The following is a 10,804-nucleotide window of genomic DNA, read 5'->3' as shown; positions in this document are numbered from 1 at the left end:
CGGAGAATTTGAGCTTCACGTTCTCCATGTCGAACAGCCGCTGGTACTGCTTCAGCAGCGCGTTCTTCGGTCGCGTCAGGATCTCGATCAGTGCGCCCTCGTCGAGGTCCTCGAGCGTGGCGACCACCGGCAGGCGGCCGACGAATTCGGGGATCAGGCCATAGCGCAGCAGGTCTTCCGGCTCGAGGTCGCGCAGGATCTCGCCGGTACGGCGGTCTTCCGGACCGCGCACTTCGGCGCCGAAGCCGATCGAGGTCGAACGGCCGCGCGCGGAGATGATCTTCTCCAGGCCGGAGAAGGCGCCGCCGCAGATGAACAGGATGTTGGTGGTGTCGACCTGCAGGAATTCCTGCTGCGGATGCTTGCGCCCGCCCTGAGGCGGCACGGAGGCGACGGTGCCTTCCATGATCTTCAGCAGCGCCTGCTGCACGCCCTCGCCCGACACGTCGCGGGTGATCGAGGGATTGTCGGATTTGCGGCTGATCTTATCGACCTCGTCGATGTAGACGATGCCGCGCTGCGCACGCTCGACGTTGTAGTCGGCGGCCTGCAGCAATTTCAGGATAATATTTTCGACATCTTCGCCGACATAGCCCGCTTCTGTGAGCGTGGTGGCGTCGGCGACGGTGAACGGAACGTCGATGATTCGAGCCAGGGTCTGGGCCAACAGCGTTTTGCCGGTGCCCGTCGGGCCGATCAGCAGGATGTTCGCCTTGCCCAGTTCGACGTCGTTATTCTTCGAGGCGTGGTTCAACCGCTTATAGTGGTTGTGCACCGCGACGGAGAGAACCTTCTTCGCGTGATCTTGCCCGATCACGTAATCGTCGAGGACTTCACGGATTTCCTTGGGCGTCGGAACGCCGTCCTTCGACTTAACGAAGGATATCTTGTGTTCTTCGCGGATAATATCCATGCACAGCTCAACGCATTCATCACAGATGAACACGGTCGGGCCCGCGATAAGCTTGCGGACCTCATGCTGGCTCTTGCCGCAGAAAGAGCAATACAACGTGCTCTTGGAGTCCCCGCTTGCGGCCTTGGTCATTGTCGGTTCTCACTCTCTAGGCGATCCCGCAGGCCTTAAGCCCCAGATCGCCCCGCGGACGTTGCCGCCCAATCGATGCAAACTACGCGCCGCGGGTTGTCTAAGTCTTGACATTCCCCGATCCAGCCCCGGATCACAAGCCTTGGCGCGGGGTCGCGACAATTGGCGGCGCACCGCCCTAAACCAGGGCGCCGCGCAATCCTAGATGGGAAACAGGCCGAAATGGGACAAGACCCGCCGCAACCCGAGGCCGGTCTGCCGTTCGATGCGCCAGCCCCATCGCCCGTCGTGGCCTTTGATTTCGACGGCACGCTGACGATCCGCGACAGCTATACAGCGTTCCTGAAGTGGCGCGCTGGCCCGCGGCGATACGCGCAAGCCATGGTGCGCCTGATCCCTTCGGCGCTGGCCTACCTGGTTCATCGGGACCGCGGTCGCATCAAGGCCGCCGCCACCCGCGAGTTCCTGCGCGGCGTCCCACGCCAGACGCTGGAAGCCGATGCGCGGGCCTTCGCCGAGCAGTTCTCGCGCAGCCTCCTGCGGCCTGACGCCGTGGCCGCCTGGAAGCGGTGGCGCAGCGAGAATGTGCGCCTGGTCATCGTCACCGCCTCGCCGGAGATCACGGTTGCGCCCTTCGCCCGGGGCCTGGGCGCAGACGCCCTGATCGGCACCAAGCTGAGCTTCGACACCCAGGACCGCGTGACGGGCGGCTTTGCGACACCCAATTGCCGGGGCCCCGAAAAGGTCGTGCGCCTGAAAGCCGCGTTCGGGGCGGATCTGGAATTGCGCGCCGCTTACGGCGACACCGCCGGCGACAAGGAGATGCTGGCGGCCGCCGAGATCAAGGGCTATCGGGTTTTCAAGGCGACGCCCTGAGGCCCCCGGCATGCGACATGCCCGCGATCAGGATCTGGACCGTGTGGAGGACCTGCTGGTCCAGCTGCGCACCCTGCCCGGCCTCACCGAGAAGAAGCGCGGTGTCTTCTACCGAAAATCCCGCGCGTTCCTGCACTTCCACGAAGACCCTAAGGGCATGTTCGCCGACATCAGCGACCCCGACGAACGCATCGACGTGACGGAGCCCGCGGGGCAGGCGGCCCTGATGGCCGCCGCCCGCCGCCGTCTGGCCGTCTAGGATTCGCTTTCGCGCTTTTCCCAGACGTGGTCGACGATACCCCACGCCTTGGCCTCTTCGGCGGTCATGAAGCTGTCGCGGTCGAGTACGCTCTCCACCGTCTCCACCGTTTGGCCGGTGTGCTTGGCGTAGAGCTCGTTCAGCCGCTGCTTGGTCTTGATGATGTCTTCGGCGTGCCGCTCGATGTCGCTGGCCTTGCCGGAGAAGCCGCCCGAGGGCTGGTGCACCATGATCCGCGAGTTCGGCAGCGCGATCCGCTGGCCCTTCTCGCCGGCCATCAGCAAGAACGAGCCCATCGAGGCCGCCATGCCCAGGCAGAGCGTTATCACCGGGCTCTTGATGTATTGCATGGTGTCATAGATCGCGAGGCCGGATGTCACCACGCCGCCGGGCGAGTTGATGTACATCTGGATTTCCTTCTTGGGGTTCTCCGCCTCAAGGTGCAGCAACTGGGCGCAGATCAGCGCCGCCATGTTGTCCTCGACGGGACCCGCCAGGAAGATGATCCGGTCCTTCAGGAGCCGGGAAAAGATGTCGTAGGCGCGCTCGCCTCGGCTCGTCTGCTCGACGACCATCGGCACGAGGCCCAGCGCGGTGGTGACGGGGTCACGCATAGGGAAGAAGTCCTTCTTGGAGTCTTGGTGAGCCTGCCGACGACCCACTGAGTGCAGGATATCGCGTGCCCGGAGGCAAGGCGCAAGGTGACGCGAGCGCACGGGTCTTTCGCCCTTGATCCTGCGGACGGCCCGGTCATGGTGACTGAGGTCCAGGTTCACGGGGATTCTATGCGTTTCAAAACCATTGCGCTCGCCGGCGCGTCCATGCTGCTGGCCCTGCCCGTCCACGCCGCCACAGCGCCGGTCAAGGACGCCAAGGTCTGGGGGGCGGCCGAGGCGGCCAAGGGCGACCAACTCAAGCTGCTTGAGCAGGTGGTGAACATCGATTCCGGCACCGGCGACGTCGAGGGCGGCCGCAAGGTCGCCGCGATCCTGAGCGCGCGTCTGAAAGCCATGGGGTTCGCGATCGAGAGCGTGAAGGCCGAGGCCGAGGGCCTGCCGGACAATACGGTCGCGACGCTCAAGGGGACGGGCAAGGGGCGCATCCTGCTGATCGGCCACCTCGACACCGTCTTCGGTCCGGGGACTGCGGCCAAGCGCCCGTTCCGCATGGACGCCGAGAAGGCCTATGGCCCCGGCGTCGCGGACGAAAAGGGCGGCGTCGTCGAGGGCGTCTATGCGCTTCAGATCCTGCACGACCAGGGCTTTAAGGATTTTGGGCAGATCGTGTTCCTGATCGAGACGTCCGAGGAGCGTGGCTCGCCAGGCGCTCACCAGCTGATCGACAAGCTGGTTTCTGACGCCGATGTCGAACTGAACCTTGAACCGGGGGACACGCCTGACGTCCTCACCGTCTGGCGCAAGGGCGCCGTCGCCCTGCACGTCGAAGTGACGGGCCGCGCAGCCCACGCCGGCATCGCCCCCGGAGAGGGCCGCAACGCCGCCACCGAATTGATTCACCAGATCACCGCCGACGACGTGTTCCCGAAGACAGGCGACGGGATCACCATGAATCTCACGATGCTGCAGGCCGGCACTCGCGAGAATATCATCCCGGACAGCGCCGCGGCGACCTACAGCCTCCGCATCCGCGAGAAGGCGGATCTGCCGAAGGTGATGGCGGTGGTCGAGAGGAACGCCCAGACGACGGCGGTCCCGGACACCAAGGTGCGCGTCTACCACCAGGAACCCTTCTTCCCGCCCCTGGCGAGCAACGCCGGCACCGACGCCCTGGCCGCCCGGGCCGAGGCGATCTACGCCGGCATCGGCAAGACGATCACCCGCGGGGGCAATGGCGGGGCCTCGGAATCAGCCCTGGCCTATGAGGGCGGCATTCCGGCGCTCGACGGGCTCGGCCCGGCGGCCGGTGGCTTCCATGCCGACACCGAATATCTGCTGCTGGGGTCGCTGACGCCGCGGCTCTACCTTCTGACCAAGCTCATCCAGGAGCTCGGCCACACGCCGCCGCCGCACCTGAAGTGATCTTCCTCTCTCGCCGTGCGGGAACGGAAGCTAGGCCGCGATCCGCTCCAGCCATTCCTTGAGGATGCCGATCACCTGCTCGCCCGGCGCGAAGCCGCGGGTCACCACGCCATAGACGCCCTCGGAATTCGGGCCGGCGACCAGGGTCGGGAAGCCGGTGACGCCGGCGCGTTGCGAGATGGCGTAGTCGCGCCAGGTCTCCTCCTTGGCCTCGTCGGCGGCCCACGCCTCCATGAACGGCTCGCGATCGAGGCCCAGTTCTTCGGCGATGTCAGCCAGGGTCTCGGCTAGGGTCACGTCGCGGCCCTCGGCGTAGAAGGCGCGCTGGGTGCGGCCCAAGAAGGCCGCCGCCATCTCCTCGCCCTCGCCGCGGGCCACCACGACTGCGCGGGCGGCCGGATCGGTGTCGTAGACGAAGCCCGGGCGCGACATGCCGGCGCCGTTGAACGGCAGGCCGGTCGCCTCATGGACGTGGGTCCAGTGGTCGGCGATCTCGAGCTTGGCCTCCTCGGTCATCGGCGTTTCCGTGCCGGGCCGCAGGCCGCCCATCACCACCCGCACGGGCAAGGCGCGCCCGAAGGTGCGGCGGATATCCTCGATCACCGGCGAGAAGCCGTAGCACCAGGAGCACATGGGGTCGGAGAAGTAGATCAGGTGCGGCGTGGTCATGGGCGTTCTCGCCTCCCAAGGCCTCCAGCATCGCAGGAGACGGCCCGGCGGTCACCTGGGCGGACTTCACCTTTGCACGCTTCTCAGCCAATTTGCGCCCATGGCGCACGACCACCACGACGGCGATCATCATCACCACGATCACGGCCAGGAGCCGCCATCGGACATGGCGCTGCGGGTGAAGGCCCTGGAATCGCTGATGGTCGAGAAGGGCCTGGTCGACCCCGACGCGCTGGACGCCATCGTCGATCACTTCGAGCACAAGGTGGGCCCGCGAAATGGCGCGCGCGTCGTCGCCAGGGCCTGGAGCGATCCGGCCTACAAGGCGCGGCTGATGGAAGACGCCACCTCGGCCATCGCCGAGCTCGGCTACGCCGGCGGCCAGGGCGACCACATGGTGGTCGTGGAGAACACGCCGGCCGTCCACAACCTCGTCGTCTGCACCTTGTGCTCCTGCTATCCGTGGCCGGTACTTGGCCTGCCGCCGGTCTGGTACAAATCCGCGCCCTATCGGTCCCGCGCGGTGATCGATCCGCGTGGGGTGATCGCCGAGTTCGGGACCAAGCTGCCCGACGAGGTCGAGGTCCGCGTCTGGGATTCCACCGCCGAGATCCGCTACCTCGTGTTGCCGGAACGGCCGGCCGGAACAGAAGAGCTCAGCGAGGATGATCTTGCCGCCCTGGTCACCCGCAATGGCATGATCGGGACCGAGCGGCTATGAACGGCGTGCACGACATGGGCGGGATGGAGAACCTGGGCCCGATCGCCCCGGAGGCCGGCGAGCCGGTCTTCCACCACGCCTGGGAAGGCCGCGTCCACGCCCTGAGCGTCGCCTCGCCCACCCGCCGCAACATCGACGAGGGCCGCCATCAGCGGGAGAAGATCCCGGGCCCCGACTATCTGGCGATGAGCTACTACGAGAAGTGGTTCCGGGGCCTGAGCGAGCTCCTGGTCGCGCACGGCTTCGTCAGCCCCGCCGAGATGGCGTCCGGCAAGCCGGCGGCGGGGGCGGCGAAGGCCACGCCGCTGCTGTGCGCCGAAGAGGTGACCCCGCGGTTCATGCGGCGAGGCTCCTACGTCCGAGAGGCCGCCCCGCCGCTGTTCGCCGAGGGCGACGCCGTGCGGGCGCGCGACCTGAACCCGCATGGTCATACCCGCCTGCCGCGCTATGTCCGCGGACGGACCGGCGTGATCGTCAACCTTCACGGCGCCCACATCTTCCCGGACAGCCACGCCCACGGCAAGGGCGAGGACCCGCGGCCGCTCTACACCGTGCGTTTCACCGCGCGCGACCTGTGGGGAGACGCCGCCAATCCCCGCGACAGCGTCTGCCTGGACCTCTGGGAGCCCTACCTTGAACGCGCCTGATCCCCAAGAACGCTTCGGGACCCTGCCTCGGCTGCCGCGTGACGCGGAGGGGCCGGTCTTCACCGAGCCCTGGCAGGCGCAGGCCTTCGCCTTGGCGCTGCAACTGCACGCACAGGGCTGTTTCGCCTGGACGGAATGGGCTGAGGCCCTGTCGCGCCGGCTGAAGGCCGCCGGTCCCGAAGATGACGGCGTGCGCTACTACGAGCACTGGCTGGCCACGCTTGAGGACCTTGTGAAGGAGAAACATCTGGCGGCGGGTGCGGAGCTGGACGCGCGCAAAGACGCCTGGGCGGAGGCCTACAGGCGCACCGCACACGGACGACCTGTCGAGCTCTAGGGAACCGTCTTCGCAGTTCGCGCGCTCTCGCCGGAGCAAGGACTAGAGAACATGGTTCAATATGCAGTGACCCTGAAGGACGGCGACTGGACCGTCTTTTCAGACGGCCAAGCCATCGAACGTGGCCTTAGCCGTTCGGCGGCCATCCAGACGGCCAAGGACTTGGCTTTCGCCGCCGAAGCGCGCGGCGACACCGTCGAACTGCTGATCCAGGGTTACTACGGCGACCTGTCGCGCAAGCTGACCGGCGACCCGGACAACGCGGCGGCCGATTAGTTCCGGCGCGCGGCGGACTTGGCTTCGCGCTTGGCGCGGGCTTCGGCCTTCGCGGCGGCCTTGCGATCCTTACGCTCCTGCCGCTTCAGCTCGAGTTGAGCCTCTTCGTTGTTGGCCAGGGCTTCCTGGCGCGCCAGCTCATCGGCCTCCGCCTTCAGACGGGCGGCTTCCTTTTCGGCGGCGCGCTTGGCGCGGACCTCTTCGACCTCGCGCGCCTTGCGCTGGGCCCGGGTTTCCAGGACTTCAGCCTGGACCATCGGCTTCGGCTTGAACTTCTCCAGCAGAGCTTTGCGGGCTTCGGCCTGGGACGCCAGGCGCTCGTTGAAGCCCCCGATCTTGTCTTCTCTCATTGCGACTTTCGTATGGGGTTGGATGTCAGGCGAGGAGAACCCCGCCCGGCGGATTTGGGTTGTAGAATGGGTTTCGCAAGTCTCTGCGAAACCCTGACGACAATCGGCCTCAGCCGACGATGTCGTCCTCGGCGAAGAACTGGGCGATCTCGAGGGCCGCGTTCTCGGCGCTGTCGGAGCCATGCACCGAGTTCTCGCCGACGCTTTCGGCGTAGAGCTTGCGGATCGTGCCCGCCGCGGCGTCGGCCGGATTGGTCGCGCCCATCACTTCGCGGTACTTGGCCACCGCATTGGGGCCTTCCAGGACCTGAACGACGACCGGCGCGGACATCATGAACTCGACCAGCTCGCCGTAGAACGGGCGCGCGGCGTGGACTTCGTAGAACTTCTTGGCCTGGGCCTCGCTCATGCGGATGCGGCGCTGGCCGACGATGCGCAGGCCGGCGTCCTCGATCACGGCGTTGATCTTGCCGGTCAGGTTCCGCTTGGTGGCGTCCGGCTTGATGATCGAGAAGGTGCGTTCGGTCATGGGTCTCTTTACGGTCAAGGCGAGTGGGATTTCCGCGGAGCGTCGCGAGGTGGCGGGCTCTATACCCGCCTCGCCCGCGCTCGCCAAGGCGCTGCGCTGCAACAGTCGTAGCGGATCGGCATGACGCGGGCGTGCCGGTCTGCTATGGACGCGCCCGGTCAGGCGGCGGCGCGGCTTCTCATCCCTGACCTTTCCCTTCTCCCGCAGGTCCGGCGAACGCTGGTCCGCGCCCCATTGTTCGTGTCCCGATGCTGCAGATCAAAGACCTCGTTTTCGACGCCTGGGGCCGCCGGTTCTTCGACGGCGCAACCGTCAGCCTGCCCAAGGACGCCAAGGTCGGCCTGGTGGGCCGCAACGGCGTGGGCAAGTCGACGCTGTTCAAGCTGATCCTGAACCAGCTGGTTCTGGGCTCCGGCGAGATCGGCCTGCCGCGCGCCGCCCGCATCGGCTCAGTGGACCAGGAACATCCGGCGACGCCCGTGCCGCTGCTGGACACCGTGCTGGCGGCCGACGTGGAACGCGCGACCCTCCTGGCCTCGCTGGACACGGCCGAACCCGAAGACCTGGGCGACATCTACAATCGCCTGATCGAGATCGACGCCGACCGCGCGCCCAGCCGCGCCGCGGAAATCCTGGCCGGTCTCGGCTTCTCCACGCCGGACCTGTCGCGGCCCATGTCGGAGTTTTCCGGCGGCTGGCGGATGCGCGTGGCTCTGGCGGCGGCCCTGTTCGCCGCGCCGGACATGCTGCTGCTCGACGAGCCCACCAACTATCTCGACCTGGAGGGCGCGCTCTGGCTTGAGGCGCGGCTGAAGAAGTATCCGCACACCGCCATGGTCATCAGCCACGACCGCGAGCTGCTCGACAACTCGATGGATCACATCCTGCACCTGAAGAACGGCAAGCTCGACCTCTACACCGGCGGCTACGACAGCTTCGAGCGGCAGGTGATCGAGAAGCTGCGCCTGCAGGAGGCTATGCGCACCAAGATCGAGGCCAAACGCGCCCACATGCAATCCTTCGTCGACCGCTTCGGGGCCAAGGCCTCGAAGGCGACCCAGGCCCAGTCCCGCCTGAAGATGATCGCCAAGCTACCGCCGGTCTCCAACGTCATCGAAGACCGCGTCGCGCCCTTCACCCTACCCTCGCCCGAGCGGCCCCTGCCGCCGCCGCTGCTGCGGCTGGAGGGCGCGGCGGTCGGATATGGCGGGACACCGATCCTCAAGGGCCTGAGCCTGCGCCTCGACATCGACGACCGTATCGGCCTGCTGGGGGTCAACGGCGCCGGCAAGTCCACCTTCGCCAAGCTGGTGGCCGGCGCCCTGGACGTGGAGAGCGGGACCCTGCTGCGCAGCTCGCGGCTGAAGGTGGGCTGGTTCCACCAGCACCAGATCGAGGCCATGGACCCCGCGGACACGCCGCTGGAGATTATCCGCCGGGCCATGCCGCAATCCAGCGAGTCCCAGCGCCGCTCGAAGCTGGCCCAGTTCGGCCTGGGCTATGAGAAGGTCGACACCACGGTCGCCAACCTCTCCGGCGGCGAGCGCGCGCGCCTGTTGCTCAACATGGTGGCGATGGAAGCCCCGCACCTGCTGATCCTCGACGAGCCGACCAACCACCTGGACATCGACAGCCGCCGCGCGCTCCTGGACGCCTTGAACGACTACGACGGCGCGGTGATCCTGATCACCCATGACCGCTCACTGATGGAACTGGTCGCCGACCGGCTGTGGCTCGCGGCCGACGGCGGCATCGAGCCCTTCGACGGCGACATGGAGGACTATGCCAAGTTCGTCCTCGACCGCGCCCGCGTCGCGGCGCGCGCGCCGACGCAGGTAGCCGAGGAGCCCGTCAAGGCGCCGCCTCCGCCGCCGCCAGCCTCCCGGCCAAAGGTCCCGACCGGCACCGCGCGGCGGCGCGCGGAAGCCGCGGAGGCGGCGCTGGGCCGCGCCGCCGGCGCGCTGGCTCAGATCGACGCCCAGCTCACCGACCCGACGATCTTCGTCAAGGACCCCGGCAAAGCCGCCGAGCTTGGCCGCCGCCGCGATGCGGCCCAGGCTGCCGTGCATGCCGCCGAGCAGGAATGGATGGCCGCCCAGGAAGCCTACGAAGCCCTGACCGCCGACTCCTGAATCTCAAGGTCGCGCACCTCCTTGAGCACCGCCACGGGGCGGGTGTCGTGGATGCGAGTGAGGTCCAGTTCGATCATGCCGTCGGGCAGGTCGCGCAGCATGTCGACGAAGACGTGGCCGAACCGCATGTTCTCGCGGCGGTAGGTCTGCCGGTCGTTGACCAGCGAGGAGATCGCCTCGTCAAAGCCACTGATCGACAGCATGACGGCCGGCGCCTCGGCCGCCATCCGCTCGTCGGTCATGCCAAAGAGCGGGCTCTCTTCGTCTATGACGTGGATCAGGGTCCACGTTAAGGTGAGCACCGGGATGCTGGTTCGCACCAGCTTGAGTTCGTCAAAGCGGCGGAATCGGCCCTCGCCGTAGGCCTCGTTGCGGTAGTAGTTGAGCCGCGCCGTGGCCTCGCTGATCCCCTGCAGTCGGCGGCTCGCCACCCGCACCATCAAGGCCTGGCCGCCGCCATAGGGCGCCACGACCGCGGTTTCGCTGAACACCATGCGCGCCGAGGGACGCGCGAACCGGGCGAAGAAGGCGCCGGTGGTCAGCGCTGTCAGGAACATGCCGACGAAGATCTCTGTCGACGCAACCAGGTGGCCGTAGAGGGTGGCGGGCGTCATGACGCCATAGCCGACCGTCGCCAGGGTCTCGATGCTGAAGAAGAAGGCGTCGCCGAACGCGCCAGCTCGGGCGTTGGAGATCGATCCCGGCACGGCCCAGTAGACCGCAGCGAAAAGCAGATTTGTCGCCAGGAAGACCCCCAGCACGACCGCCAGGAAGGTCGACCAGCGCATGGCCAGGACGAAGTAGTAGGGGTCGGCGAGGCTGAAGCGGTGAACCCCCAGCTTTACGGCGCTGAACCCTCGAAGGTCGATGCGGGGCGGCGGCAGCTTCATTCCGCCTTGCTAGCACGCGGCGGCGGACCCGTCG

14 protein-coding genes are annotated in these 10,804 nt (G+C 67.1%); 8 read left to right on the top strand and 6 right to left on the bottom strand.

The annotated features are described in order from the left end of the window. On the bottom strand, positions 1-1,045 hold a 1,045-nt coding region (gene clpX / locus VHS75_RS04285; RefSeq protein ID WP_329637371.1), incomplete at its 3' end, for an ATP-dependent Clp protease ATP-binding subunit ClpX. Positions 1,046-1,267: 222 nt separating this feature from the next. Between clpX and VHS75_RS04280 the strand changes: the two genes are divergently transcribed. Together VHS75_RS04280 and VHS75_RS04275 are read left to right on the top strand one after the other, a co-directional pair. Beyond that, entirely contained in the window at positions 1,268-1,921 is a 654-nt protein-coding gene (locus tag VHS75_RS04280) for an HAD-IB family hydrolase (protein WP_329637370.1), read from the top strand. Positions 1,922-1,931: 10 nt separating this feature from the next. Then, positions 1,932-2,180: a hypothetical protein gene (locus VHS75_RS04275; RefSeq protein ID WP_329637369.1), complete on the top strand. Its 249-nt coding sequence runs from the start codon at positions 1,932-1,934 to the stop codon at positions 2,178-2,180. Here VHS75_RS04275 and VHS75_RS04270 read toward each other — a convergent pair. Next, a complete protein-coding gene (locus VHS75_RS04270; RefSeq protein ID WP_329637368.1) occupies positions 2,177-2,794 on the bottom strand; it encodes an ATP-dependent Clp protease proteolytic subunit in 618 nt (205 codons plus the stop codon). The genes VHS75_RS04275 and VHS75_RS04270 overlap by 4 nt on opposite strands. A gap of 171 nt (positions 2,795-2,965) precedes the next feature. Here VHS75_RS04270 and VHS75_RS04265 point away from each other — a divergent pair, with 171 nt between their 5' ends. Beyond that, positions 2,966-4,219, top strand: a complete 1,254-nt coding sequence (locus VHS75_RS04265; RefSeq protein WP_329637367.1) for a glutamate carboxypeptidase — start codon at positions 2,966-2,968, stop codon at positions 4,217-4,219. A 30-nt stretch (positions 4,220-4,249) separates the two neighbouring features. Here VHS75_RS04265 and VHS75_RS04260 read toward each other — a convergent pair whose 3' ends face one another. Next, positions 4,250-4,888: a DsbA family protein gene (locus VHS75_RS04260; protein WP_329637366.1), complete on the bottom strand. Its 639-nt coding sequence runs from the start codon at positions 4,886-4,888 to the stop codon at positions 4,250-4,252. Positions 4,889-4,988: 100 nt separating this feature from the next. Here VHS75_RS04260 and nthA point away from each other — a divergent pair, with 100 nt between their 5' ends. From nthA to VHS75_RS04240, 4 genes are read left to right on the top strand one after another with little or no spacing between them, the layout of a single operon-like run. After that, complete coding sequence (gene nthA / locus VHS75_RS04255) at positions 4,989-5,609, top strand: nitrile hydratase subunit alpha (RefSeq protein ID WP_329637365.1); 621 nt, start codon at positions 4,989-4,991, stop codon at positions 5,607-5,609. Then, a complete protein-coding gene (gene nthB / locus VHS75_RS04250; RefSeq protein WP_329637364.1) occupies positions 5,606-6,256 on the top strand; it encodes a nitrile hydratase subunit beta in 651 nt (216 codons plus the stop codon). The genes nthA and nthB overlap by 4 nt, the downstream gene beginning before the upstream one ends. Then, on the top strand, positions 6,243-6,593 hold the full coding sequence (locus VHS75_RS04245) for a nitrile hydratase accessory protein (protein ID WP_329637363.1): 351 nt from the start codon (positions 6,243-6,245) through the stop codon (positions 6,591-6,593). Before nthB ends, VHS75_RS04245 begins: the two co-directional genes overlap by 14 nt. 51 nt (positions 6,594-6,644) lie before the next feature. Further along, entirely contained in the window at positions 6,645-6,869 is a 225-nt protein-coding gene (locus VHS75_RS04240) for a hypothetical protein (protein ID WP_329637362.1), read from the top strand. Here VHS75_RS04240 and VHS75_RS04235 read toward each other — a convergent pair. Both VHS75_RS04235 and ndk read right to left on the bottom strand, forming a co-directional pair. Beyond that, positions 6,866-7,219, bottom strand: a complete 354-nt coding sequence (locus VHS75_RS04235; protein WP_329637361.1) for a DUF6481 family protein — start codon at positions 7,217-7,219, stop codon at positions 6,866-6,868. The two genes, VHS75_RS04240 and VHS75_RS04235, sit on opposite strands and share 4 nt — an antisense overlap. A gap of 109 nt (positions 7,220-7,328) precedes the next feature. After that, positions 7,329-7,748, bottom strand: a complete 420-nt coding sequence (ndk, locus tag VHS75_RS04230; RefSeq protein WP_329637360.1) for a nucleoside-diphosphate kinase — start codon at positions 7,746-7,748, stop codon at positions 7,329-7,331. Between the two features lie 248 nt (positions 7,749-7,996). On the opposite strand from ndk, the gene VHS75_RS04225 reads away from it, so the two are divergent. Continuing rightward, positions 7,997-9,880, top strand: a complete 1,884-nt coding sequence (locus VHS75_RS04225; protein WP_329637359.1) for an ABC-F family ATP-binding cassette domain-containing protein — start codon at positions 7,997-7,999, stop codon at positions 9,878-9,880. Here the strand turns inward: VHS75_RS04225 and VHS75_RS04220 are convergent. Next, positions 9,853-10,770, bottom strand: a complete 918-nt coding sequence (locus VHS75_RS04220; RefSeq protein ID WP_329637358.1) for an ion channel — start codon at positions 10,768-10,770, stop codon at positions 9,853-9,855. The genes VHS75_RS04225 and VHS75_RS04220 overlap by 28 nt on opposite strands. Positions 10,771-10,804 lie beyond the last annotated feature (34 nt).

Source organism: Phenylobacterium sp. (genome assembly GCF_036264965.1).
Taxonomy (GTDB): Bacteria; Pseudomonadota; Alphaproteobacteria; order Caulobacterales; family Caulobacteraceae; genus Phenylobacterium.
This window is presented reverse-complemented; position numbering and strand designations above follow the sequence as displayed.

What these genes read in the sequence shown, in the direction of transcription:
- VHS75_RS04280 (WP_329637370.1), top strand. Translation starts at nt 1,268, where the DNA reads ATGGGACAAGACCCGCCGCAACCCGAGGCCGGTCTGCCGTTCGATGCG.
- VHS75_RS04275 (WP_329637369.1), top strand. Translation starts at nt 1,932, where the DNA reads ATGCGACATGCCCGCGATCAGGATCTGGACCGTGTGGAGGACCTGCTG.
- VHS75_RS04270 (WP_329637368.1), bottom strand. Translation starts at nt 2,794, where the DNA reads ATGCGTGACCCCGTCACCACCGCGCTGGGCCTCGTGCCGATGGTCGTC.
- VHS75_RS04265 (WP_329637367.1), top strand. Translation starts at nt 2,966, where the DNA reads ATGCGTTTCAAAACCATTGCGCTCGCCGGCGCGTCCATGCTGCTGGCC.
- VHS75_RS04260 (WP_329637366.1), bottom strand. Translation starts at nt 4,888, where the DNA reads ATGACCACGCCGCACCTGATCTACTTCTCCGACCCCATGTGCTCCTGG.
- nthA (WP_329637365.1), top strand. Translation starts at nt 4,989, where the DNA reads ATGGCGCACGACCACCACGACGGCGATCATCATCACCACGATCACGGC.
- nthB (WP_329637364.1), top strand. Translation starts at nt 5,606, where the DNA reads ATGAACGGCGTGCACGACATGGGCGGGATGGAGAACCTGGGCCCGATC.
- VHS75_RS04240 (WP_329637362.1), top strand. Translation starts at nt 6,645, where the DNA reads ATGGTTCAATATGCAGTGACCCTGAAGGACGGCGACTGGACCGTCTTT.
- VHS75_RS04235 (WP_329637361.1), bottom strand. Translation starts at nt 7,219, where the DNA reads ATGAGAGAAGACAAGATCGGGGGCTTCAACGAGCGCCTGGCGTCCCAG.
- ndk (WP_329637360.1), bottom strand. Translation starts at nt 7,748, where the DNA reads ATGACCGAACGCACCTTCTCGATCATCAAGCCGGACGCCACCAAGCGG.
- VHS75_RS04225 (WP_329637359.1), top strand. Translation starts at nt 7,997, where the DNA reads ATGCTGCAGATCAAAGACCTCGTTTTCGACGCCTGGGGCCGCCGGTTC.
- VHS75_RS04220 (WP_329637358.1), bottom strand. Translation starts at nt 10,770, where the DNA reads ATGAAGCTGCCGCCGCCCCGCATCGACCTTCGAGGGTTCAGCGCCGTA.